The sequence below is a fragment of the Streptomyces sp. SP18BB07 genome (assembly GCF_036322545.1).
GTDB classification, from domain to species: domain Bacteria; phylum Actinomycetota; class Actinomycetes; order Streptomycetales; family Streptomycetaceae; genus Streptomyces; species Streptomyces deccanensis.
In genome coordinates this window covers 82,320-106,733 of record NZ_JAQYWT010000348.1, presented here as the reverse complement: position 1 = coordinate 106,733, position 24,414 = coordinate 82,320, and the positions used below count along the sequence as shown (strand labels likewise).

Genomic DNA, 24,414 nt, shown 5'->3' with positions numbered 1-24,414 from the left:
CACCTCACTTGTACATCGTCTGGTTCATGGTTCCGGGGGCGTACGCGTCCGGGTCGACCCAGACGTTGATGAGCGACGGCTTGCCGGACTCCCGGGCGCGCCGGAGCGCGGGGCCGATGTCGGCGGGGTCGCGGACCTCCTCGCCGTAACCGCCCAGCATCTGGGCGAACTTGTCGTAGTGGACGTCGCCGAGGGTGTTGCCGATCCGCTCGCGCTCCAGGCCGTACTTCTGGGCCTGGCCGTAACGGATCTGGTTCATGGAGGAGTTGTTGCCGATGATCCCGACGAAGGGGAGGTCGTAGCGGACGAGAGTCTCGAAGTCCCAGCCGGTGAGGGAGAAGGCGCCGTCCCCGAAGAGGGCCACCACCTCCTTGTCGGGCCGCGCCTTCTTCGCGGCGAGCACGAAGGGGACACCGACGCCGAGCGTGCCGAGGGGGCCCGGGTCCATCCAGTGCCCGGGTGACTTGGGCTGCACGACCTGCCCGGAGAAGGTGACGATGTCGCCGCCGTCGCCGATGTAGATGGAGTCCTCGGTGAGGAAGTCGTTGATCTCGCTGACCAGCCGGTACGGGTGGATCGGCGAGGCGTCCGACTTCAGGCTGGGGAGCCGCTTCTCGATGGCGGTCTGCTCGGCGGCGCGCAGTTCGTCGAGCCACTCCTTGCGCTTCGACGCGCCCCCGTTGATGCGTCCGGAGGCCGCCTCGGTCACGGACTTGAGCACGAGGCCCGCGTCGCCGACGATCCCGAGGTCGATGTCGCGGTTCTTGCCGACGGTCCGGTAGTCGAGGTCGATCTGCACGACGGTCGCGTCCGGCGACAGCCGCTTGCCGTAGCCCATGCGGAAGTCGAAGGGCGTACCGACGATCACGATGACATCGGCGTTGGAGAACGCGTACCGGCGGGAGAGCTGGAAGTGGTGCGGGTCGCCGGGCGGCAGGGTGCCGCGCCCCGCGCCGTTCATGTACGCCGGGATGTTGAGCGTGCGCACCAGCTCGATCGCGGACTCGGTTCCCCGGGTCGTCCATACCTGGCTGCCCAGCAGGATCGCGGGCTTCTCGGCGTGCACCAGCAGGTCGGCGAGCTTCTCGATCGCCTCGGGGTCACCGGCGGAGCGGGTCGAGGCCCGGTAGGCGCCCGCCTTCGGGACGCGCGCCTTCTCCACGGGCACCTTGGCGTCGAGGACGTCGCGCGGGATCTCCAGGAAGGAGGGCCCCGGGGCGCCGTGGTAGCACTCGCGGAACGCCATCGACACCATGTCGGCGGCGCGGGCCGTGTCCGGGACGGTCGCCGCGAACTTGGTGATCGGCGTCATCATGTCGACGTGCGGCAGGTCCTGCAGGGACCCCATCTTGTGCTGCGTGTGCGCGCCCTGACCGCCGATCAGCAGCATCGGGGACTCCGCGCGGAAGGCGTTGGCGACACCGGTCACGGCGTCGGTCGTACCGGGGCCGGCGGTGACGACCGCGCAGCCGGGCTTGCCGGTGATGCGGGCGTAGCCGTCGGCGGCGTGGGCGGCGACCTGTTCGTGGCGGACGTCGACGACCTCGATGCCCTCGTCGACGCAGCCGTCGTAGATGTCGATGATGTGGCCGCCGCACAGGGTGTAGATGACCTCCACACCCTCCGCTTTGAGTGCCTTCGCGACGAGGTGACCACCGGAAATGAGGTCCTGGCTGTTGCCGTCGGGCATGGCGAAGTCCTGTCCCTTCGTAGGGGATTGGAGCGTGCTCGCGATTGATTGCATACAGTCGACGAATACTGTATGAAGCTTGTTATCCCGCATCCGGTGGGTGGTGTCCAGGGGGCGTGCGGCACTTTTGAGTCAGGAGCCGGAATGGACCTGTTCGAGCACCAGGCAAGGCAACTCTTCGAGGAACACGGCATCTCGGTGCCACGCGCCGAGGTCACGGACTCGCCCAAGGAGGCACGCGAGATCGCCCGCCGATTCGGCGGGCGCGTCGTCGTCAAGGCCCAGGTGAAGACCGGTGGACGCGGCAAGGCGGGCGGGGTGAAGCTCGCCGCCGACCCCGCCGCCACCGAACTGACCGCACGGCAGATCCTCGGCATGGACATCAAGGGCCACATCGTCCGCACGGTGATGGTCGCCGAACCCGTTGCGATCGAGAGCGAGTTCTACGTCTCGTACGTCCTCGACCGCGCCGCCGGCCGCTTCCTCGCGATCGCCTCGGCCGAGGGCGGCATGGACATCGAGGAGGTGGCGGCGACCCGGCCGGAAGCCGTGGCCCGCATTCCGATCGACCCCGTCGAGGGCGTCACCTCCGCGAAGGCGTCCGAGATCGCCGAGGCGGCCGGTCTGCCGCCGCAGACCGTCGACATCCTGATGCGGCTCTGGGAGGTGCTGACCCGCGAGGACGCCCTCCTCGTCGAGGTGAACCCCCTCGTCCGCACCGAACAGGGCCGGATCCTCGCCCTCGACGGCAAGGTCACCCTCGACGACAACGCGAGCTTCCGCCAGCCCCGTTGGGGTGACGAGGGCTTCGCGCACGACGACCCGCTGGAGGCGGCGGCCGCCGCCAAGGGCCTCAACTACGTGAAGCTGGACGGCGAGGTCGGCGTCATCGGCAACGGCGCCGGACTGGTCATGTCCACCCTCGACGTCGTCGCGGGCTGCGGCGCGCGCCCGGCCAACTTCCTCGACATCGGCGGCGGCGCCTCCGCCCAGATCATGGCCGACGGCCTCTCCGTCATCCTCTCCGACCCGGACGTCAAGTCCGTCCTCGTCAACGTCTTCGGCGGGATCACCGCCTGCGACGCGGTCGCCGACGGCATCGTGCGGGCCCTGGACAGCGTCCAGTTGACCAAACCGCTCGTCGTCCGCCTCGACGGCAACAACGCCGTGCGCGGCCGGGCGATCCTCGACGACCGCGACCACCCCCTCGTCCACCAGGCCACCACCATGGACGGCGCCGCGCGCCGCGCCGCCGACCTCGCCCACGCGAACTGAGGAGCCCGGACATGGCCATCTACCTCACCAAGGAGAGCAAGGTCCTCGTCCAGGGCATGACCGGCGGCGAGGGCATGAAGCACACCCGCCGCATGCTCGCGGCCGGCACGAACGTCGTCGGCGGCGTCAACCCCCGCAAGGCGGGCCGCACCGTCGACTTCGACGAGCGTGCCGTCCCCGTCTTCGGTTCGGTCGCCGAGGGCATCGAGGTCACCGGTGCCGACGTCACCGTCGTCTTCGTCCCGCCCGCCTTCGCCAAGGCGGCCGTCGTCGAGGCCGCCGACGCCGGCATCGGCCTCGCCGTCGTCATCACCGAGGGCATCCCCGTCCACGACTCCGTCGCCTTCACGGCGTACGCGCGGGCCAAAGGGACCCGGATCGTCGGACCCAACTGCCCCGGACTGATCACCCCGGGCCAGTCCAACGCGGGCATCATCCCCGCCGACATCACCAAGCCGGGACGCATCGGCCTGGTCTCCAAGTCCGGCACCCTCACCTACCAACTGATGTACGAACTCCGCGACATCGGCTTCTCCACCTGCGTCGGCATCGGCGGCGACCCCGTCGTCGGCACCACCCACATCGACTGCCTGGCCGCCTTCCAGGACGACCCCGACACCGAACTGATCGTCCTCATCGGCGAGATCGGCGGCGACGCCGAGGAACGGGCCGCCGCGTACGTCCGCGACCACGTCACCAAGCCCGTCGTCGGCTACATCGCCGGATTCACCGCGCCCGAGGGCAAGACGATGGGCCACGCCGGCGCGATCGTCTCCGGCTCCTCCGGCACGGCACAGGCGAAGAAGGAAGCCCTGGAAGCGGTCGGCGTGAGGGTCGGCAGCACTCCCACGGAGACGGCCCGCCTGGTGCTCGCCGCCCTGGAGACCGAAACCTGACGTTCCGCGCGCACCGCACCTGCTCGCCCGGCCCTGGACGGGGCCGGCGCACCTCCCGCCCCCGACTGTGCACCGAGAGCGGAGACACCCATGGCACCATCCACCCTCACCCCTGCCACCCTCACCCTGAAGTCCGGCACCGCCTGGACCGACGCCTGGCGGCGCTGCCTCGCGGTCGCCCCCGAGGCCTTCCGGGACGACCGGGTCCTCAACCTCTGGAACGGGTCCTGGCAGGCCGACGGCCGGGCGCTGCCCGCCACCAGCCCCGTCGACGGCAGCCCCATCGCCGGCCCGCCCCGCCTGGACGGCGCCACCGCGCACCGGGCGGTTCGGGCCTCCCTCGACCAGCACCGCGCGTGGCGCCACGTCCCCCTCGACGAACGCCGCGCCCGGGTCGCCGCCACCCTCGACGCCCTCGCCCAGCACCGCGAACTGCTCGCCCTGCTCCTCGTCTGGGAGATCGGCAAGCCCTGGCGGCTGGCGCAGGCCGACGTGGACCGGGCCATCGACGGCGTCCGCTGGTACGTCGACGGCATCGAGCTCATGGTCGACGGGCGCGTGCCGCTCGACGGCCCGGTCTCCAACATCGCCAGCTGGAACTACCCGATGAGCGTGCTGGTCCACGCCATGCTGGTCCAGGCGCTCGCCGGGAACGCGGTCATCGCCAAGACCCCCACCGACGGAGGCGTCGCCTGCCTCACCCTCGCCGCCGCGCTCGCCGCCCGCGAAGGCGTCCCCGTCACCCTCGTCAGCGGCAGCGGACGTGAACTGTCCGAGGCACTCGTCCGCGCCCCCGAGATCGGCTGCGTCTCCTTCGTCGGCGGCCGCGACACCGGCGCCGCCGTGGCCACCGCCGTCGCCGACCTCGGCAAACGCCATGTCCTGGAACAGGAGGGCCTCAACACCTGGGGCATCTGGAACCACACCGACTGGGAGACCCTCACCGCTGTCGTCCCCAAACTCTTCGACTACGGCAAACAGCGCTGCACGGCGTACCCGCGCTTCGTCGTCCAGCGCGAGCTGTTCGACGAGTTCCTCGCGGCGTACCTCCCGGCGGTCCGCACCCTCAGGGTGGGCCACCCGCTGGCCGTGGAGCACCCCGACGACCCCTACCCGACGCTGGACTTCGGACCCGTCATCAACGCGGCCAAGGCCAAGGAACTGACCGACCAGGTCGCCGAGGCCGTCGACCGGGGCGCCGTCCCGCTGCACCGGGGCCGGCTCGCCGACGCGCGCTTCCTGCCCGGCCAGGACACCGGCGCGTACGTCCAGCCCGTCACCCTCCTCGACCCGCCGCCGTCCTCCCCGCTCCACCACGCGGAACCCTTCGGCCCGGTCGACACGATCGTCCTGGTCGACACCGAGGCCGAGCTGCTCGCCGCGATGAACGCCTCGAACGGCGCGCTCGTCGCCACCCTGTCCACCGACGACCGGGCGACCTACGAGCGGCTCGCACCCCAGATCCGGGCGTTCAAGGTCGGCCACGGCAGGCCCCGCTCTCGCGGCGACCGCGACGAGCTCTTCGGCGGCTTCGGCGCCTCCTGGCGGGGCGCCTTCGTCGGCGGCGACCTGCTCGTCAAGGCGGTCACCCGGGGCCCGGCGGGGGAGCGGCTGCCGGGCAACTTCCCCGAGTACCACCTCATGCCGTCCGTCGCCTGACCCACGCCGGCCCCGGCCGGAAAGTGACCGTCCGATCACCCGAGGTGAGGTCGTGCGGCCCTGCTCGCAGGGGCCCGCACGACCCCGCCCGGGGCCCGGATATGCAGGTGAAGGGCACCCCGAAACCTTGGTATTGTTGTCCATGTCGCCGCCGGGAACACTCCCGGCCAGGCGGCAGACACCTGGTCCGGGTGGCGGAATGGCAGACGCGCTAGCTTGAGGTGCTAGTGCCCTTTATCGGGCGTGGGGGTTCAAGTCCCCCCTCGGACACCACAGAACCACAGAGAACAACCACATAGATCGAATCGACCCCGTCGACCGTTTCCGGTCGGTGGGGTTTTTCGTCGCCGTCGGGGTGGCCGGGCCTCCGGAAAAATGCGATGCCCCGGCCCCGTCGATCTCTCTAGACTCGCCCCACCGAACGACGAGACGAGGGGGGCCCGGCCATGTGTGACCGCACCGCTGTCGTCGTTCCCCGTTCCCTGTACGAGGTGATCCTCGTGTCCTCGTCCGGCCGGTGCCCGCTGCGCGGCCGGTACCGGAGCCCGTGACGTACGCCTGACGTCTTCGCATGGCGCCCTCGCACGGGAATCGCGCTGCCCTGAAACAGCTCAGCTGAAAGGCCACGGGCCATGCGCAGCCACGTCACCAACATCGCCAACCCTCTGAACGCCGTCCGCAACCTGGGCATCCTCGCCCATGTCGACGCCGGCAAGACCACCGTCACCGAGCGGTTCCTGTACGCCACCGGGACCACGCACAAGCGGGGCGAGGTCCACGACGGGACGACCGTCACCGATTTCGATCCGCAGGAGCGTGATCGGGGGATCACCATCTTCGCGGCGGCCGTCAGTTGTGCCTGGGACGGGCATCGGATCAACCTCATCGACACCCCAGGCCACGTCGACTTCGCCGACGAGGTGGAGCGTTCGCTCAGGGTGCTCGACGGCGCGATCGCGGTGTTCGACGCCGTCGCGGGCGTCGAGCCGCAGAGCGAGTCGGTGTGGCGGCAGGCCGACCGGCACGGCGTACCGCGTATCGCCTTCGTCAACAAGCTGGACCGCGCGGGCGCCGACCTCGACACGGCCGTCGAGTCGATCCGGCAGCGGCTCCATCCGGCGCCGCTGGTGGTGCAGTCGCCGATCGGTACGGAGGACGGGTTCGTCGGAGTGGTGGATCTGCCGCGCATGCGGGCGCTGGTGTGGGCGGACGGGTCCGATACGGCCGTGGAGGGCCCGGTCCCTGACGAGCTGAGGGACGAGGCCGGGCGGCGACGGCGGCGGCTGGAGGAGGCCGTGGCGGAGCTGCATCCGACGGCGCTGGAGGAGTTCTGCGCGCAGGGCACGCTCTCCGCGCGGACGTTGGCCGCCGCGCTGCGCGACCTCACCCGCACCGGTGAGGGAGTGGTCGTGCTCTGCGGCTCCGCCTACCGCAACCGTGGCATCGAACCGCTGCTCGACGCGGTGGTGGCGTATCTGCCGTCGCCCCTGGACGTGCCGGCCGTGCGCGGCACGCACGACGGTACGGAGCAGGAGCGGGCCGCCGAGGCCGAGGCGCCGGTCGCGGCCCTGGCGTTCAAGGTGAGCGCCACGGCCACGGGACGGCTGACGTACGTGAGGCTGTACTCGGGCACGATCCGGAAGGGGGACACCGTGCTGGACGCCGGGACGCGGCGCACCGAGCGGATCGGCCGGATCCTGCGGGTCCAGGCCGACCGGCACGCCGAGCTGGAGCGGGCCGTGGCCGGGGACATCGTCGCGGTGGTCGGGCTGAAGTCCGCCCGCGCGGGGACGACGCTGTGCGATCCGGCGGCGCCGCTGCTCCTCGAACCGCCGTCCGTCGCCGACCCGGTGGTGTCGGTGGCCGTCGAGGCACGCCGCAGCACCGACACCGACCGGCTCGCCACGGCCCTCGCTCGGCTCGCCGAGGAGGATCCCTCGCTGGTCGTACGGACCGACCCCGAGACCGGGCAGACCCTGCTGTCCGGCATGGGTGAACTGCATCTGGAGGTCGCCGTGGAGAAGGTCAGGCAGAGCCAGGGGCTCGACGTCGCCGTCGGCCGGCCCCGGGTGGCCTATCGCGAGACCATCGTCCAGGGCGTGGCGGGGCTGGTGTACCGGCACGTCAAACAGGACGGCGGGGCGGGGCAGTTCGCGCATGTCGTGCTGGACGTGGCACCTCTGGAGGCGGAGGGCGACGGGGCCGCGACGGGCTTCGTGTTCCGTTCGGCCGTCGTCGGCGGCCGGGTGCCGCAGGAGTACGTCCGCGCGGTCGAGGCCGGCTGCCGGGACGCCCTCACCGAGGGGCCGCTCGGTGGGCATCCGGTGACCGGGGTGAGCGTCACGTTGGTCGACGGGGCGACCCACTCCAAGGACTCGTCGGAGATGGCGTTCCGCACGGCGGGGCGGTTCGCTCTGCGGGAGGCCATGCGGGTGGGGGTGATGGGGCTGCTGGAGCCTGTCGCCGATGTCACCGTGACCGTGCCCTCGGATGCCGTGGGTGGGGTGCTCGGGGATCTCGCCGCGCGGCGGGGGCGGGTGTCGGACTCCGTGGCGCGGGGTGGGTCGGTGGTCGTGACCGCGGTCGTGCCGTTGGCGGAGCTGTTCGGGTATGCGACGCGGTTGCGTAGTCGGACGCGGGGGCGGGGGACGTTCACGGCTCGGCCGGCGGGGTATGTGCGGGCGCCGGGTGCGGTGGTGAGTGAGGGGTGAGTCGGTGGGTGGGGGTGCGTGGGGGTTTCGTCGCCCCCGCCGCCCCTACCCGTCCCTCCCCCACTCTCGGCTTCGCTCGAGCGGGAGGTGCCCCCACCAAGGGGCTGCGCCCCTTTGACCCCCCAAGCGTCCGTCCGGTGGGGCTTCTCGCGCAGTTCCCCGCGCCCCTGACGGGGCGCGGGGACCTCCTCGGCGTCAGGACCAGGGGCTCACCGCGGTGAAGGAGCTGTCTGATCTGAAGGTGTCTGTGGCCTGGTAAATGTCCAGGCGTAGTTCGTAGTTGTAGTGGCGGATGTAGCGGCCCGGGTAGTTGTACGACTCCAGGCGGACCGAGCCGGAGGTCGTGCCCGGGCGGGCGCAGTACGTCGCGTCCTTGTCGAAGACCGTCGTGCCGTCGTCCGTGTCGAAGCGGATCCGGTAGTCCCAGTGCCGCAGATAGCGGCCGGCGGAGTTGCGGAAGGAGTAGCAGTTGGCGTCGGCGAGGCCGGGTACGACGGTGAAGGTCGCGCTCTGCTTGACGGCGGTGGTGCTGGAGGACGTCACCGGGTCGACGTAGCCGAGGTTGTCGGTGCGGGCGACGGCGTAGCGGCCCGGGAAGTTGACGGACTGCAGGGAGCGGGTGGTGTTGGTGGGGAGGGTGACTCCTCCGGAGACCGTCTCCTTGAGGACCGTCAGATGGCGTACGAAGCCGGTGAGGCCCGGGAGCTGCGTCGGGGTCGACCAGGTGGCGAAGTTGTCGTAGCTGTCGCTGTACCAGTACTGCCCGGCGCCGTAGGCGTCGTAGTAGATACGCCAGCCGCCGTTGTCGAGCTGGACCAGCGCCGGGCCCTCCATACCCGAGCCGAAGCCCGCCCAGTTGCCCGTCTTCGTGATGGTGTACGGGCCGGTGAGGCTGGAGGCGGTTCCGTACTCGATGTACTTCGTCGTCTCGTTCTTGGTGAACGCGTGGTAGGTGGAGCCGATCTTGACGATGAAGGTGTCGATGTAGTTCGGGCCGATGCCGGAAAGCTGGGTGGGCGCCGACCACGCGGTGAGGGCGGAGTTCGTCGCCGTCAGCTTGTACGGCTTGAAGATGTACTCGCCCTCGGCGGCGATCGACGCGGACAGGATGATGTTGACGCTGCCGTTGGTGTCGACGAACCACTCCGGCGCCCAGGCGCGCTGCAGACCGCTGATCGGGACCGTGTAGTCGTAGAGGAAGGTCCAGTTGAGGCGGTCGGTGGAGCGGGCGAAGCCGATGGTGGTGGAGAGCGCCGACCAGGTGCGGGTGGTGTAGGTCAGGTAGTAGTAGCCGTCCGTGTGCTTGAAGATGCTCGGGTCACGGATGAGGCCGGAGGGCGGGGTGTACGCGGGGCCCTTGCGGAGGGTGAACCCGGTCGCGTCCGGCGAGTCGTAGACGTACATGTTCGACTCGCTGCTGTTGGTGAACGCGGTCATGGTGTACCGCGTCGCCTGTCCCGCCGGCGGGTGGGCGGCTCCGGCCGCGCCGGCGAAGGCGGTGGTGAGCCCCAGAAGGGCGACCACCGAGGTGAGGAGGGCGAGGACCGCCCTGAGGGTTCTGTTCAACGCTCGTCCCATTTCTGCGTGAACTGCCCTGAGGCGTGAGGATGTTGTTTTGTTCGGTATGTCGCACATCGTGCGGAACTTCGGTCAGAAGATAAGAGGGGGGCATGTGCGCGTCAATGGATTGAGCCGGGCTTTCTGCGAGAAGAGGTTCCGCTTCGGGCCGACCATGAGTCCCGCATGAGCCGGTCACGCCTCCGGCGTTGCCTCCCGTCCTCTGTTTCCCCTGGTCGTCGCCGGTTTCCCGGCCACCGCACCGGAGGGCAACAGGAAACCGGTCGACCCCGGTGTTCCGGCGAGGCAACTCTGGCTTCGTCAGCAGGTAGCGATCAGGACCGGCGAGGCCGAGGGGGGAGGGCCCATGAGGCGCACGCTCATGTCTCTGTGGGCAGTCGTGACGGTCGTGGCGGCCGGCGCGATCGGATGCACCGAGAACACCGACGCGAGCAAGCCCGGTTCGGCCACCACGGCTGCCCGTCAGGCCCGCCCTCTGCCGCTGACCTGGCAGCAGGAGTTGCGCGTCAACGACGCCCAGCAGCGCCTGACGAAGCAGTGCATGAACCGCAAGGGCTTCGAGTACGGGGAGGACCGCACCCTGACCCTGCGCGAGAGCCGCCCGGTGCGCTACGTCCAGGACGACGTGGAGTGGGCGCGTACGTACGGGTACGGCGGTCGGATCGATGCGAAGAGTCGGCGCGTCCATGAGCGAAACCCCATCGGCACCTACCGCGCAGGTCTCTCCCCGTCCCGGCGCGCCGCCTTCGACATCGCCCTCGACGGGGGCGATGACGCCCGCACCCTCACCGCGTCGCTGCCGGGGAGCAGCGGCGAGATCCGCAAGCGCATCGGCGGGTGCACGGAGGAGGCTGAGCGCGAGCTCTACGGCGACCCCGCCGTATGGTTCCGCACCGGCAAGGTCGCCACGAGCCTCAACGGCCTCTATGCCGACGACCTGATGAAAGATCGTCAGCTCACCGCCGCCATCGAGGCATGGTCCCGGTGCATGAAGAAGGCGGGCCAGTCCTACGAAGACCCTCAGGCGGCCCGCGACGCCATCCTGGTCAACACCAGCCGGCTGGGTGAGGCCCGCGCCGACGAGGCGTTCGCCGCCGAGCGGAGGACCGCCGTCGCGGACGCCACCTGCGCCCGCGAGACATCCCTGCGGACCGTGGCCTCGGCCCGGGAGACGTATTACGAGGACCGCCTGCGCGACCGGTACGGCAAGGACGTCGACACGTACCGACGCCTCGGTCAGCAGGCCTATGACCGGGCGGTGCGCATCGTTCCGGAGCGCGACTGAGCATCTCGTGCTCCCGGCCGTGTTCATCGCCCTGCACCACCCACGCACACCGACGAAAAACGAGGGGAAACACCATGCGCAAGTTCACCGTCACGGCAGCGCTTCTCGGGCTCACCGCCCTGGGCGTCGTCGTACCCGCCACCACCTCCCAGGCGGCCGACAGCGCCGTCGCCGGCCCCGGCTGCGACAGCAAGTGGGGCGCCCGCAACGGCTACATGTACGCCTGGCAGGACCTGGACTGCGGGGGTGCCCAGCTGATCGCCACCCCGGGGAACAGCGCCAACTGGGGTGCCGCCGCCAACGACAAGGCCACCTCCGTCATGAACCGCGGCTACGTCGGCAGCCTCGACCACGTCGCGTTCTACGAGAACGACAACTACGGCGGCGGTCACGCCTGCCTCGCGCCGGGCGAGCTGTACGCCGACAACCTGACCGACAACCGGTTCAACACCGGCGGCATCGTGAACGACCACATCACCTCGCACCGGTGGGTCAACCGGAGCGCCTGTGGGGCCTTCCTGACCTGATCCGTCCGATCGGCGCGGGCGGCCCGGGACTGACCACCCCGGGTGGCCCCGCCCCCGCTCAACGGCACGTCACACTCCACCGCAAGGGGGAACGCACGATGCGCAAGCTCACCGTCACGGCGGCGGTCCTCGGGCTCGCCGCACTCGGCCTCGCCGTGCCCACCACGGCCGCGCAGGCGGCCGACGACGCCGTCGCCGGCCCCGGCTGCGACAGCAAGTGGGGTCCGCGCGACGGCAAGATCTACGCCTGGGACGGCCCGGACTGCTCGGGCTCCCCGCTGCCCGTCCCTCCCGGCGGCGACTGGGGGCCCGACGCCGACGACAGGGCCTCGTCCGTCATGAACCGCGGCTACGCAGGCACCTTCAGCGTCGCTCAGTTCTTCGATCACGCCCAAGGGGGTGCCGGCCACGCCTGTCTCCTGCCGGGCGAGATGTATGCCGACAACCTGGCGCACAGCCGGTTCAGCAACGGCGCGCCGGTGGACAACAACATCAGTTCACATCGGTGGGCCAACAGCAGCTCCTGTGTGGTCATCCTGACCTGACTCCCACCGACCCGAGCCGCGATCGTCCGGAACCGCGTCGGCCCTCGGTTCCGGACGTTCGTGTTTTCGCCACTCCGGGTGAAAGGCTTGGCTGCCCTCAACGCCCCGACAGTAACCTTTGGCATCCGCCGTCTCATGGGACGCACCTGCCTTGGGGGACACCTTGGGGGACCCGCAGCACGGACCTGCTACGGACCATCGCAACGAACGAGACCGGGACGCGCCGACCACGTCGTCCTTCCCCGCACAACTGAGACGACGGCGGCAGGAACGCGGCCTCTCCCTCACCGACCTCGCCCGGCAGACCCACTACAGCAAGGGCTACCTCAGCAAGATCGAGACAGGTACGAAGCGGGCGACCCTCGACGTCGCCCGACTCTGCGACCAAGTGCTGCGTGCCGACGGCGAGTTGCTACGACTGGTGGAGCAGGCGGCGCGCGGCGACGGTGAGGCGAGGGCTGAAGGCGAGGCGACCTCCGAACGGCAGTCCGACGAGACATGCCCCTACCGCGGCCTGTCGGCGTTCACCCCGCAGGACGCGGAGTGGTTCTTCGGACGGGAGCACGCGACGGCCGCCCTGGTGGAACGGGTCTTCGAACGGGTCGGCAGCGGACCGCTGATGCTGGTGGCCCCGTCGGGCGCGGGCAAGACGTCCCTGCTCAACGCGGGCCTCGTGCCCGCCCTGAAGCGCGGCGACTTCCCCATGCCGGGCGCCGACCGCTGGCCGGTGGTCCTGCTCACCCCCACCTCCCGCCCCCTCGACGAACTGCTGGAACGCACCGCCAAAGCGGTCGGCGGCGACCTCGGCGTCACCGTGGAGGCGGTGCGGGAGAACCCCGCCGCCCTGCTCGCCGCCGTACGCGCGATGGCGGACGCGTCGCCCACGGCCCCGGACGAACCGCCGACGGCCCCGGGGGACCGCAGACCCCCGCCCCCGCGCCCCGTCCTGATCGTGGACCAGTTCGAGGAACTGTTCACGCTCTGCCCCGACGACGAGGAACGCCGTGCCTACGTCCGGGTGTTGTGCGCCCTCGCGACCACCGGACCGGGCGACGACACACGCGCCCCGGCCGTGGTGGTGCTCGGCGTCCGCGCCGACTTCACCGGCAGCTGTCTGGGCCTGCCCGAACTGACCCCGGTACTCACCGACGGACTCTTCGTCCTGGCGCCCATGTCCGTGGCGGAACTGCGGGAGTCCATCACCCGGCCCGCCGAACTCGCCGGTGTCACCCTCGAACCCGGCCTCGTCCCGCTCCTCCTGCGCGACGCCGGACTGCGCGACGAACCGGAGACACCGCTGCGGGGCGCCGCGCACGCCACGGGGTCCCGTGCCGCGCTCCCCACCGGGACGGGCCCCGCGCACCCCACCGGGATCGGCGCCGACGAGACGCCGTCCGGCGCGCTCCCCCTCGTCTCCCACGCACTGCTCGCCACCTGGCAGCGCCGCACGGACAGCGCCCTCACTGTCGACGGGTACGAACGCGCCGGCGGCATCCAGGGAGCCATCGCCCGCACCGCCGAGAACGTGTTCGCCCGGCTGTACCCGGCCGAGCAGCGGACGATCCGCCGCATCCTGTCCCGGCTGGTGGTCGTCGCGGACGGCGCCGGAGCGACCCGCCGCCGGACCAGCAGGACCGCCCTGATGGCACAGCTCGGCGACGCCGACGGTGCGGCGGCCGCGCTCGACGCGTTCGTCCGCGCCCGGCTCATCACCCTGGACAGCGACACGGTCCAGATCACCCACGAGGCCCTGCTGCACGCCTGGCCACGGCTGCGCGACTGGATCCACGCCGACCGCGCCGGCCTCCTCCTGCACCAGCAACTCGCCCACGCCGCCGCCGAATGGGAGCGCGAGAGACGCGACCCGTCCGCCCTCTACCGGGGCACCCGGCTGGAGACCGTACGGGCCTGGGCCGACGAGTCCGACGGCTGGAGCCGCCTCGGCCCCGGCGAGGAGGCCTTTCTGAGGGCAAGTCAGGCGGAGGAGGACGGCCGCCGCCGACAGGCCGGACGGCAGGTCCGGCTGCGGCAGTCCATGCTGGCCACGCTCGTCGTCCTGCTCGGGCTCGCCGTGACCGCCGGCGGCCTCGCCTACCAGCAGCGCGAGGGCGCCCTCGACCAGGAGCGTGCCGCCCGCTCCCAGGCTCTGGCCGTGCGGTCCGCGTCCCTCGCCGGGGGCCGGCCGGAGGCGTCGATGCTGCTCGCGGAGGAGGCCTACCGGGCCGACACCACCATCGAGGCGCGCGGCGCGCTCCTGAGCACCCAGGCCCAGCCCTTCTCCGCCCGGCTCGGCGGCTACCGGGGCCCGGTCAACGCGGTGGCCTTCGCCCCCGACGACCGCACCCTGGCGACGGCCAGCTCCGACGGCACCGTCATCGTGCGCCGCGCGACCGGCGACCACCGGACGCTGGCCACCTTCACCGTTCCCGGCCGGGTCCGCTCGGTCGCCTTCAGCCCCGACGGACGCACCCTCGCGGCGACGTCGACGGACGGCCCCGTGACCCTCTGGGACGTCACCGAACGCCGTCGCGCGGGCGTCCTCGCGACCAGCACGAAGGGCGGCCGGGCGGTGGCCTTCGACCCGCGCGGCGGCAAGCTCGCCGTCGCGACCGGCGACGGCGTCGAACTCTGGAACACCGGGCAGACGCCCCGGCGCACGGCCACGCTCACCGGTCACAAGGGCACCCTCAACGCGCTGGCGTACGCGCCCGACGGCACGAAAATCGTCTCCGCCGGCGCCGACCGGACCGTACGCCTGTGGGACACCGACCGCGCGAAACGGCTCCACGTGCTCGAAGGGCACACCGACGAGGTGCTGGGCGCGGCGTTCTCCCCGGACGGACGGCAGGTCGTCTCCGGCGGCATCGACCGGACCGTGCGGCTGTGGGACGTGCGCGAGGGCGAGCAGACAGCGGTGTTCACCGGGAGCAGCGACGACATCAACGCCGTCGCCTACACGCCCGACGGCACGGCGGTGATCGGCGCGGTCGGCGACGGCACGACCCGCCTGTGGGACGTGCGCGGCGGCCGGCAGACCGCCGTGCTCGCCGGACACACCGACTACGTCATGGGGGTCGCCGTGACCTCCGACGGGACCCGGCTGGCCACGGCCGGCTTCGACCAGTCCGTAGTCCTGTGGGACCTGGGCGGGCCGGTGCTGACGGCACGTCCGTTCACGGAGGTCTGGCAGGCGGCCTACAGCCCCGACGGGAAGCTGCTGGCCACCGCCGACACCGACCACACGGTGCGGCTCTGGGACGTACGCACGCACCGCCTCCTCAAGAGGCTCACCGGTCACGCCGAGACGGTCTTCTCGGTGGCTTTCTCCCCTGACGGCAGAACCCTCGCCTCAGCGAGCTCCGACGGCACGATCCGCCTGTGGGACGTGGCCGGGCGCACGTTCCTGGCGCGGCTCACCGGTCACACCGGTGAGGTCTTCTCGGTGGCCTTCGCGCCGAACGGCAGGACCCTCGCCTCGGCCGGCGCCGACCGTACGGTCCGCCTCTGGGACGTCGCCGCACGACGCGACATCGCCGTCCTCGAAGGACACGAGGACTACGCCAACGCCGTCGCCTTCAGCCCGGACGGCCGCACCCTGGCGAGCGCCGGCGACGACCTGACCGTACGGCTCTGGGACGTCGCCTCGCACCGGGACCTGGCCGAACTCACCGGCCACACCGGCGCGGTGCGGAGTGTCGCGTTCAGCCCGGACGGCCGTACCCTCGCCAGCAGTGGCAACGACGGCGCCGTACGCCTGTGGGACGTGCGCACCCGTCGTTTCGAGGCAACCCTCACCGGACACACAGGCTCCGCCCGGGGCCTCGCCTTCTCACCGGACGGCCGCATGCTCGCCAGCAGTGGCAACGACCGCACGGTGCGGCTGTGGGACATGCGGGCGCGGCAGCCCTGGGCGACGCTGTCCGGCCACAGCAACGCCGTGTGGGGCGTGGACTTCGCGCCCGACGGGCGGACGGTGGCCAGCAGCAGCACCGACGGGACGGTACGGCTGTGGGACCTCGACCCCGGGGCACGCCTGGAGAAGATCTGCCGCGTCAGCGCCGGGCTCGGCCCTGCGGAACGCGGCAGCCTGCTGCCGGGAACACCGGTGTCCGCAGGACCGCCGTGCGGACGCCGCTGAGTGACCAGCCGCCCTGCTCACAGGGGGTTTCCCAGGTGTTTCCCGGGTTGCCCGATCGAAGGGGGCGACACCTCATGCCTCCACGACGGGGCCGCGGAACGGCAATCTGCTGCACGACCGCAGGACCGCACCGCACGACCGCAACGACCACATGATCCACGTCAAACAGGAATCGGGGGTCCCGGCATGGTGAGCCGGACCGGACTCAACCGCACACTGATCACACGCACACTGATCACACGCACACTGATCGCACTCCTGGCCGTCCTCCTCTGGGCGCCGGTGGCCACGTCCGCCACCGCCCAGGCGGCACCCGCCGCTCCCGCCGCCGGCGACTGCCGCCCCCTCGCCCCCGGCGCGTCCGCGGCCGCCGAGCGGGCGATCGCCGCCGCGTGCGCCGAGGTCGCGGCCGGCACCTGGTACACCTGGGGCGGCGGCCACGGCGCGAACCCCGGGGCCACCTACGGGCAGGTCGACCCCAGCGACCCGGCCAGCGAGCACGACCCCGAGCGGCGCGGGTTCGACTGCTCCGGCCTCGTCCGGTACGCGTACGCCCAGGCCACCGGTGGCACGGACATCCTCAACGGCGTCGCCAGCCAGCAGTTCTACACGCACCGCGCCGCCGCCCGCTTCACCGCCGCCCAGGGTCTCGCCCCGCTGCTGCCCGGCGATCTCCTCGCCTACGGCAAGGACTCCAAGGACATGCAGCACATCGCCATCTACCTCGGCGCCGGCAAGATGGTCGAGGCCAGGCAGTCCGGCACCAAGCTGATGGTCAGTGACGTCCGCCTGGGCAGCACCTACTTCGGCGCCGTCCGCGTCAACACCGGCGAACCGACCGGCCACATCCACCAGACGTGGGGCACCGGCGTCTGGACCAAGGCCCAGCCCAGCCTCGGGGCCGACCGCGTCTACGCCTTCCCGTACTCGACCACCATCCGCGTGTACTGCCAGAAGCACGCGGAAATGGTCAGGGCGGAGGGCTACGAGAACGACGTCTGGTCCTACCTTCCGGACTACCGGGCCTGGGTCACCAACATCTACATCAAGGGACCGGCCTGGCTGGCGGGCGTACCCGACTGCAAGGACGTGCCCCCCGTCACCTGACAGCCTCGTCCCGGTGGCCGTTGGGGGGCGGCCAGCGGTACGAGCGTCACCCGGCCCGTACGCTGCGTCAGCGTACGGGCACATTCTGTGGACAGTACGCACGTCCTCCCGTCACTGTGGGTGCCGTCGGGGCATGGGGGCACAGCGCACGAAGACCGGAGGTGGCCGCGGATGACGGGCGGCGGCATGGGCAACGACTACGACGAGGCAGTGGCCGACGAGGGGACTGCGGTGGACCGCGAACCCGACCCCTCGGACAGCCTGCGGACGTGGGGCGCCGTGACACAGGCGCTGCGCGAGCACGCGGGTTACAGCCGGGCGGAGTTCGCGGATCTCGTCCGCTTCTCCCGGCACACGGTGGAATCGGTGGAGCAGGGACGCCGGATGCCGGACGCGAACTACGTGCGGCGGGCCGACGAACTGCTGGGGAACACCGGGGCGTTGCGCAAGTCGTCACAGTATGTGACGCGAGGGCGGGGGGACGTGGGCCTGGCGGCCTGGTTCCGCCAGTGGGCCCGGCTGGAGCGGGTCGCGGTGAGCCTGTGCACGTACGAATGCAGGCTGGTCCCCGGGCTGTTGCAGTCCAGGGACTACGCGCGGGCGGTCTTCGAGGGGACCGTCCCGGTGACACCGGACGACCAGCTGGACAGCTTCATGGACCGCCGGATGGAGCGTCAGCGGATGCTGTTCGAGCGGCCGACGACACCGTTCAGCTTCATCGTCGAGGAGCATGTGTTCCGGCGGCGGTTCGGGGACGACGCGCGGATGCGGCGGCTGCTCGACCACGTGTTGGAGCTGAGCGCGCCGCGCAATGTGACGCTCCAGATCGTGCCGCTGGAGGCCGGGTTGCACGCGTGCCTCGACGGACCGGTGCGACTGCTGGAGACGCCGCAGGGGCAGCGGCTCGCGTACTCCGAGGGACAGCAGAACGGCCGTCTGATCTCCGACTCGAAAGAGGTGAGCCTGCTCCAGCAGCGCTATGACACACTGCGCTCGCAGGCCCTGAATGCCAGGGATTCGCGGGTGCTGCTGGAGCGACTCCGAGGGGATCTGGACCTATGAGCACGACGGAACTGGCGTGGTTCAAGTCAAGCTACAGCGGCAGCCAGGGTGACGACTGCGTCGAAGTCGCCGTCACCCGGCGGGCCGTGTGCGTACGGGACTCCAAGGACCTGGCGCTTCCTCACTTCGCGGTAGGACGCGAGGAGTGGTCGCGGTTCGTGGGGTTCGTGGGACACGAAGGACGCCGACCGGCGGACCTCATCGCGTAGACCACGGCGGTGGGCGCCTCCCGTTCGGGGCGCCCACCGGCCGCACAGGTCACGGAAATGGACCACCACAGGGAGATTTCAGCCCACTACAGGGCCGGGCGGGGTCCGTACGTTCGTCGTATGCCAACCAGCAAGCACCTCCTGAGCTCGGTTCAGGTGGCCCGCTTCGTCGCGCAGGGATTCCTGCGCCTGGACGGGGTGGTGCCGCGGAACATCAACGAACGGGCTGTCGCCGCGCTGGCCGAGGGCCTGCCGGGAGTGCCGTACGGCACCCCGCTGAGCGCGGCGTTCCCGCCCGACACCTTCGTCCACGCGCTGCTCGAACTGCCGGTCGTCGCCGGTGCCGTGGAGAGTCTGGTCGGACCCGAACCGACCGTCGACCACCACGCCGTGCACGTCCGCGAGCCCCACGAGGGTCACGCGCAGGACCTCCACGCGGACGCGATCATCGACGCACGGCCGGACGCGTTCGACATCCAGCTCATGTACTACCCGCACGAGGTGACCGCCGAGATGGGCGGCACCCTCAGCGTGCCCGGCAGCCATCTGCGCCGGATCAACGAGACGGACATCGGCCGCGTCCAGAACCTGCGGGGGCAGACCCGGCTGACCTGCCCGGCCGGCACGGTCGTCCTCGTGCACCACGGCATCTGGCACGGCGGCCGCCGCAACGACACCGCGCGCCGTCGCTTCATGTACAAACTGCGCCTCAACCCGACCGTGCCCCAGGTGCGCCTCTGGGACACCGGCGACCTGCACGACCCGGCCGTCACGGCGGAGCTGGACACCTCCTTCCCGTGGTACGAGCAGGCCACCGGCCGCCTGGAGATCTACAACCGGGTCCTGCTGTGGCGGGCCCTGACCGGTGACGAGTCGTTCGACGTCGAGTACTGGGTCACGCGCGTCAGCAACCAGCCCGCGATGAGGAGTCACGCATGAGGCAACAGGTCCTGGTCCTGTATCTGTCGACCTCGGCACTCGACTCCCCGGTCGTGGGCTGGTCCCGGTACGACGGGACCGGCCGGACCCGTCCGACGGCGGGGGACAGCGACGAGCCGCCCTACCCGACGGGGCTCGACGGGTGGCGCCTCTTCCAGGCGTCGCAGCTCCTGCCGCCCCGGCCCGGCCACGAGTACGACGTCTCGTTCCTGAAGCACGAGTTCTTCTTCGAGAGGCTGGAGGAGACCTCTCCCGGCTGACGCCGAGACCTCCACCGGCTGACGGCGAGCCCGTGGCCCGGTCGCGGGGCAGCGGACCGGGCCACGGGAGTCCTGGATCAGTGGGTGGGGGGCGTGGTCAGTAGCCGTAGATCATCTTGTAGGCGACCTCGGGCAGGAACTGACCGGCCGAGGAGCCGGATCCCACACCGCAGTTGCCGTCCGACTCGCCCGGCACCTTGATCCACAGCAGCATCTCGGCGCCGCCGCCCATCTGGGTGGCGGGGCCGATACGGCGGCCCGAGGGGTTGCACCACTGGCCGTTGGAGCCGTTGCCGTTGCGGCTGGTGTCCACGACGAACGGCTTGGTGTAGCCGTAGCGGGCACTGAGCTGGCTGTTCACCGCGTTGCCGTAGGCGGTGTTCTCGCCCGTGGTGAGGTAGTTGGAGATGTTCAGCGAGAAGCCGTGGGCCTGCCGCAGGCCCGCCTCGTGCAGTCGCTTGGCCATGGTCGCGGCGTCCGTCCAGGCGGGGTTGCCGGCGTCCATGTAGACCCAGGTGTTGGGCGCCTGACGGCTGAACTGGGAGAGGGCACCGCTGAGCATGCTCTGCCGTTCGGCGATCTGCGCCTGGTTCATGCAGCCGTAGTCCCCGAGGGAGTCCGGCTCCAGGATCACCAGGGCCGGGCGGTTGCCGATGCCGCCGGCGAACTGGGAGATCCAGCTCGCGTAGGCGGACGGCGAGGAGGCCCCGCCCGCGGAGTGCCCGCCGCAGTAGTCGCGGTTGTAGATGTTGTACGCGACGAGAACGGGCAGCTTGTCCCGGCTGTCCGCGGCGCCCGTGAACGAGCCCGTGGCAGTGCCGATCGAGCCGCTCCACGCGCCGAACCAGCGGGCCATCGGGGTGTTGGCGATGGAGGCGTTGATCGCGGACGCCCGGCCGTCACCGGGGTTGGCGGCGGCCCACCGCTTCGCGCTGTTGTCGGGGTCCACATAGAACCCGCTGGTCATGCTGGTCGGGTCGGCGGCATGGGCGGACGGAGCGGCGGCGAGCGCGAGCGGCAGCGAGCAGAGCGCTGCCATCAGGGCGCGGAGCCTGCGGCGCATGACATCACCTCGGAATTCCTGGCGGGGATGCGTCGCACGTTCTCGTCCCGAGCGTGCGACGCGCTGAGGAAGTGCGGTGGTTCGACGTGCCGAAGGGTTGGGAGCGCTCCCATTGGGAGCGCTCCCAGTAGTGCCTGTGGCGCTGAGGAGCTAGGGGGTGTGGTCGGTATCGTGTGGCTGACTGGTAGGACTGTCAAGAGCCGAGGTGTGAATCGCCCTCTGTACAGGGCGAGTTCGAGGCTCTACGGTCCCTTTGACCGGAAGCGCTCCCAGACTTCGGCGGTTTCGGCGTTTTCGGCCGGGGGGAGAGGCGCATGGTCTTGGCGGGCGATCCACCGCGTCGGCAGCCCACGCTCGACGCCGTGGCCGAACTCGCGGGTGTCTCCCGCTCCGTGGCCTCGCGCGTCCTCAACAACGCACCGCACGTCAGCCGCGGCAAACGCGAGGCGGTCGAGCGGGCCGTCCGGCGACTCGGCTACGTACCCAATCCGAGCGCCCGCGCCCTGGCCACCCGTCAGACGCGAGCCGCCGCCCTGGTCGTGTCGGGAGAGGAACCGTCGATCTTCGCGGATCCGTTCTTCGCCCAGGTGATCGTGGGGGCGTCGGCGGCGCTGGAGGAGGCCGACCTGCATCTGATGCTGTGCCTGGCCGCCTCCGACCGGGGCCGCGAGCGGGTGGCGGAACTGATCCGCTGCAAGGGCGCCGACGGCGTCATGATGATGGCGCTGCGCGAAGGCGATCCGCTGGCCCGGACGGCCGAGGAGGCGGACATCCCCGTGGTGTTCGGCGGGCGTCCCGTAGGGCCCGCTCCCCGCTGGTACGTGGACGTCGACAACACCGGCGGTGCCCGCGAGGCGACCGCTTATCTGCTCGCACGCGGCAGGACGCGCATCGCCACGATCTGCGGGCGCCTGGACACCGAGGCGGGGCGTGCCAGGTACCGCGGCTATCGGGACGCCATGCTGGCCGCCGGCCTCGATCCCTTCCCGCCGCGGGCAGGGGATTTCACCGAGCCCGGCGGAGCAGCGGCCATGGCCGCTGCACTGGCGGAACATCCCGACCTGGACGGGGTGTTCGCCGCCGGCGACAACATGGCGGCGGGGGCGCTGCGCACTCTGCGCGAGGCCGGGCGGCAGGTGCCCTCCGACGTCGCCGTGGTCGGTTTCGACGACCTGGCCGTGGCCGGGATCGCCGATCCGCCGCTCACCACCGTCCACCAGCCCATAGCGGCGCTCGGACGGGAGATGGCGCGCATGCTCGTCGCGCTCGTCCACGGGCAGGACCCCACCCCGCTGATCCTGCCCACCCGTCTGGTCACCCGCCGCAGCGCCTGACCCGCGTCCGACGTTTCGTTCGGGCCGCTCAGGCGGCGTCCTTGCGCAACTCCTCCAGTCGTACCGGCCGGTGCTCCGCCACCGACAGGGTCGCCGCCTCGGCGATCCAGCTGGCCTCCAGGGCGTCGGCGACCGTGCAGGGGGAGGTGCGGGTGCCGGCGACGACCTCGGTGAACGCGGTGAGTTCGGCGCGGTAGGCGGGGGCGAAGCGGTCCATGAAGAAGTTGTGCGGCACACCGGAGGGGAAGGTGACGCCGGGCTCGGCGGAGCGCAGCGGGAGCTGGGCGTCGAGGCCGGCGGCGACGCTGTCCTTCATGCCGTGGACCTCCAGACGGACGTCGTAACCCCGGGCGTTGTGACGGGTGTTGGAGATGACGCCGATGGTGCCGTCGTCGAAGGTGAGCAGCGCGGACGCCGTGTCGACGTCACCCGCCTCCTTGATGTACTCCGCGCCCTTGTTGCCGCCCGTCGCGTACACCTCGACGACCTCACGGCCCGTCACCCAGCGCACCACGTCGAAGTCGTGCACCGCGCAGTCCCGGAAGATGCCGCCCGACACCGCGACGTAGGCCGCCGGCGGCGGGGCGGGGTCGAGGGTGGTCGACCGTACGGTGTGCAGCGCGCCCAGCTCACCGCTGAGGACGGCCTCGCGGGCGGCCACACAGCCCGCGTCGAAGCGGCGGTTGAAGCCGATCTGGGCCTCGATGCCGCTCTCGCGCACGGCGCGCAGGACGGTGAGGCTCTCCTCGACCGTCTTCGCCACCGGCTTCTCGCAGAACACCGGGATGCCCGCCTCGACGGCGGCCAGGATCAGCCCCGGGTGCGCGTCGGTGGCGGCGGTGATCACGACACCGTCGATCCCGGAGGCGAACACCGCCTCGGGCGAGTCGGCCACGGTCGCGCCGAACTTCTCGCCGGCCGCCTGCGCCGCGGCGGCCAGCGGGTCGGAGACCACCAGCTCCTCCACGACGTCCAGCCCGGCGAGAGTCCCGGCGTGGAAGGCGCCGATGCGGCCCAGCCCCAGGATGCCAATGCGCATGATCGAGAGTCCCTTTCGGATGTGCTGAAGAAGCAGGAGAAGCAGGAGAAGCAGGAGAAGCAGGAGAAGCAGGAGAAGCAGGAGAAGCAGGAGAAGCAGGAGAAGCGGGGGGAAGTGAGGGGGAAGTGAGGGGGAAGGCGGGTGGGGCGGTCAGTCCTGGGCGCCTACGACGTTCTGGTCCCAGTCGATCACCGAGCCGGTGACCACGCCGCTGCGGTCGGAGAGGAGGAAGACCACGAAGTCGGCGATCTCGTCGACCTGGCCGAGCTTGCCCATCGGGAGGCGCTCGGCGGCCCGTTCCCGCCAGTCGTCGCCCGCGTCGTGGAACTCGCGCTGGATCGCGTCCTCGCCCTCGGTCTCCGTCCAGCCGATGTTGAGGTCGTTGATCCGGATCCGGTCCCAGCGGTGGGCGTGGGCGGCGTTACGGGTGAGGCCCGCGAGGCCGGCCTTCGCGGCGGAGTACGGGGCCAGGAACGGCGGGCCGCCGTGCGCGCAGTTCGAGCCGATGTTGACGATCGTGCCCGGCGCCGCACGGGCCACCAGGTGCTCGACCACGGCCTGCATGGCGAAGAAGGGGGCCCGCAGGTTGATCGCGATGTGCGCGTCGAAGAGTTCGGGCGAGGTGTCGAGGAGCGAGCCGCGTGAGGTCAGGCCGGCCGCGTTGACGAGGCTGTCGACCCGGCCGTGCGCGGTGATCGCCCGCTCCACGGCGTCGCGCACCTGCGAGGGGTCCGCCAGGTCGGCCCGGACGAACGTCGCGCCGGTCTCCGCCGCGAACCGCTCGCCGACCTCGGCGCGGCGCCCCGTGAACACGACGGTCGCGCCCTCCCGCAGGGCCGCCCGGACGACGCCCGCGCCGACGCCCTGGCTGCCGCCGTTGACGAGGACGACCTTGTCCTCCAGTAGTGCCATGTGAGGGTGATTCCTTTCGACGGGCTCCGGCGGGCCGTGCCGGGGCCTGTGGCGGTCCTGGTCGTAGGGCCTTTCACAGCGCCTCCGCCTCTGTCAGTCTTGGGGCGGCGGGCCCCTCGTACAACCCGCAGCGGACCATCAAAAACCCCTCATCCGGCTCACCGGGCCCACCGTCGAGATCCAGG

Annotated in this window: 19 protein-coding genes and 1 tRNA gene; 15 read left to right on the top strand and 5 right to left on the bottom strand. The window is 71.2% G+C overall.

Features of this window, described 5'->3' with window-relative positions; translation table 11 throughout:
• Positions 1 to 4: 4 nt before the first annotated feature.
• Positions 5 to 1,690: a thiamine pyrophosphate-binding protein gene (locus PUR53_RS34075; protein WP_329896956.1), complete on the bottom strand. Its 1,686-nt coding sequence runs from the start codon at positions 1,688 to 1,690 to the stop codon at positions 5 to 7.
• 144 nt (positions 1,691 to 1,834) lie between these two features.
• On the opposite strand from PUR53_RS34075, the gene sucC reads away from it, so the two are divergent.
• From sucC to fusA, 5 genes are all read left to right on the top strand, one after another.
• Positions 1,835 to 2,965 (top strand): ADP-forming succinate--CoA ligase subunit beta, encoded by a 1,131-nt coding sequence (gene sucC / locus PUR53_RS34070; RefSeq protein ID WP_329910804.1) that lies wholly within the window; start codon positions 1,835 to 1,837, stop codon positions 2,963 to 2,965.
• 11 nt (positions 2,966 to 2,976) lie between these two features.
• Positions 2,977 to 3,861 carry a succinate--CoA ligase subunit alpha gene (gene sucD / locus PUR53_RS34065; RefSeq protein WP_329896954.1) on the top strand — a complete coding sequence of 295 codons (885 nt, stop codon included), beginning with the start codon at positions 2,977 to 2,979 and terminating at the stop codon, positions 3,859 to 3,861.
• 90 nt (positions 3,862 to 3,951) lie between these two features.
• Positions 3,952 to 5,520: an aldehyde dehydrogenase family protein gene (locus PUR53_RS34060; RefSeq protein WP_329910803.1), complete on the top strand. Its 1,569-nt coding sequence runs from the start codon at positions 3,952 to 3,954 to the stop codon at positions 5,518 to 5,520.
• A gap of 185 nt (positions 5,521 to 5,705) precedes the next feature.
• Positions 5,706 to 5,793 (top strand) — tRNA-Leu (locus tag PUR53_RS34055).
• Positions 5,794 to 6,152: 359 nt separating this feature from the next.
• A complete protein-coding gene (gene fusA, locus PUR53_RS34050) occupies positions 6,153 to 8,231 on the top strand; it encodes an elongation factor G (protein ID WP_329910802.1) in 2,079 nt (692 codons plus the stop codon).
• A gap of 195 nt (positions 8,232 to 8,426) precedes the next feature.
• Here the strand turns inward: fusA and PUR53_RS34045 are convergent, their stop codons facing one another.
• Positions 8,427 to 9,797, bottom strand: coding sequence for a glycoside hydrolase family 43 protein (locus PUR53_RS34045; RefSeq protein WP_329896951.1), 1,371 nt, complete (start codon positions 9,795 to 9,797; stop codon positions 8,427 to 8,429).
• A 373-nt stretch (positions 9,798 to 10,170) separates the two neighbouring features.
• Between PUR53_RS34045 and PUR53_RS34040 the strand changes: the two genes are divergently transcribed.
• From PUR53_RS34040 to PUR53_RS34000, 9 genes are all read left to right on the top strand, one after another.
• The gene (locus PUR53_RS34040) at positions 10,171 to 11,094 is read left to right on the top strand and encodes a hypothetical protein (protein ID WP_329910801.1); all 924 of its coding nucleotides are present in this window, start codon (positions 10,171 to 10,173) and stop codon (positions 11,092 to 11,094) included.
• 74 nt (positions 11,095 to 11,168) lie between these two features.
• Positions 11,169 to 11,621, top strand: coding sequence for a peptidase inhibitor family I36 protein (locus PUR53_RS34035; RefSeq protein ID WP_329896949.1), 453 nt, complete (start codon positions 11,169 to 11,171; stop codon positions 11,619 to 11,621).
• A 98-nt stretch (positions 11,622 to 11,719) separates the two neighbouring features.
• Positions 11,720 to 12,166: a hypothetical protein gene (locus tag PUR53_RS34030; protein ID WP_329910800.1), complete on the top strand. Its 447-nt coding sequence runs from the start codon at positions 11,720 to 11,722 to the stop codon at positions 12,164 to 12,166.
• 163 nt (positions 12,167 to 12,329) lie between these two features.
• Complete coding sequence (locus tag PUR53_RS34025) at positions 12,330 to 16,304, top strand: nSTAND1 domain-containing NTPase (RefSeq protein WP_329910823.1); 3,975 nt, start codon at positions 12,330 to 12,332, stop codon at positions 16,302 to 16,304.
• A 186-nt stretch (positions 16,305 to 16,490) separates the two neighbouring features.
• Entirely contained in the window at positions 16,491 to 17,411 is a 921-nt protein-coding gene (locus tag PUR53_RS34020) for a C40 family peptidase (RefSeq protein WP_329910799.1), read from the top strand.
• Positions 17,412 to 17,582: 171 nt separating this feature from the next.
• The gene (locus PUR53_RS34015) at positions 17,583 to 18,473 is read left to right on the top strand and encodes a helix-turn-helix domain-containing protein (RefSeq protein ID WP_329910798.1); all 891 of its coding nucleotides are present in this window, start codon (positions 17,583 to 17,585) and stop codon (positions 18,471 to 18,473) included.
• Entirely contained in the window at positions 18,470 to 18,682 is a 213-nt protein-coding gene (locus tag PUR53_RS34010) for a DUF397 domain-containing protein (protein WP_329910797.1), read from the top strand. Before PUR53_RS34015 ends, PUR53_RS34010 begins: the two co-directional genes overlap by 4 nt.
• A 120-nt stretch (positions 18,683 to 18,802) precedes the next feature.
• The gene (locus PUR53_RS34005; RefSeq protein WP_329910796.1) at positions 18,803 to 19,621 is read left to right on the top strand and encodes a phytanoyl-CoA dioxygenase family protein; all 819 of its coding nucleotides are present in this window, start codon (positions 18,803 to 18,805) and stop codon (positions 19,619 to 19,621) included.
• Positions 19,618 to 19,881, top strand: coding sequence for a hypothetical protein (locus tag PUR53_RS34000; RefSeq protein WP_329910795.1), 264 nt, complete (start codon positions 19,618 to 19,620; stop codon positions 19,879 to 19,881). Before PUR53_RS34005 ends, PUR53_RS34000 begins: the two co-directional genes overlap by 4 nt.
• Before the next feature lie 97 nt (positions 19,882 to 19,978).
• Here the strand turns inward: PUR53_RS34000 and PUR53_RS33995 are convergent, their stop codons facing one another.
• Positions 19,979 to 20,944, bottom strand: a complete 966-nt coding sequence (locus PUR53_RS33995; RefSeq protein ID WP_329910794.1) for a glycoside hydrolase family 6 protein — start codon at positions 20,942 to 20,944, stop codon at positions 19,979 to 19,981.
• Between the two features lie 314 nt (positions 20,945 to 21,258).
• Here PUR53_RS33995 and PUR53_RS33990 point away from each other — a divergent pair, with 314 nt between their 5' ends.
• Positions 21,259 to 22,278: a LacI family DNA-binding transcriptional regulator gene (locus tag PUR53_RS33990; protein WP_329910793.1), complete on the top strand. Its 1,020-nt coding sequence runs from the start codon at positions 21,259 to 21,261 to the stop codon at positions 22,276 to 22,278.
• 28 nt (positions 22,279 to 22,306) lie between these two features.
• Here PUR53_RS33990 and PUR53_RS33985 read toward each other — a convergent pair whose 3' ends face one another.
• Together PUR53_RS33985 and PUR53_RS33980 are read right to left on the bottom strand one after the other, a co-directional pair.
• Complete coding sequence (locus tag PUR53_RS33985; RefSeq protein WP_329910792.1) at positions 22,307 to 23,317, bottom strand: Gfo/Idh/MocA family protein; 1,011 nt, start codon at positions 23,315 to 23,317, stop codon at positions 22,307 to 22,309.
• A gap of 150 nt (positions 23,318 to 23,467) precedes the next feature.
• The gene (locus tag PUR53_RS33980; protein WP_329910791.1) at positions 23,468 to 24,229 is read right to left on the bottom strand and encodes an SDR family oxidoreductase; all 762 of its coding nucleotides are present in this window, start codon (positions 24,227 to 24,229) and stop codon (positions 23,468 to 23,470) included.
• Between the last annotated feature and the right edge of the window lie 185 nt (positions 24,230 to 24,414).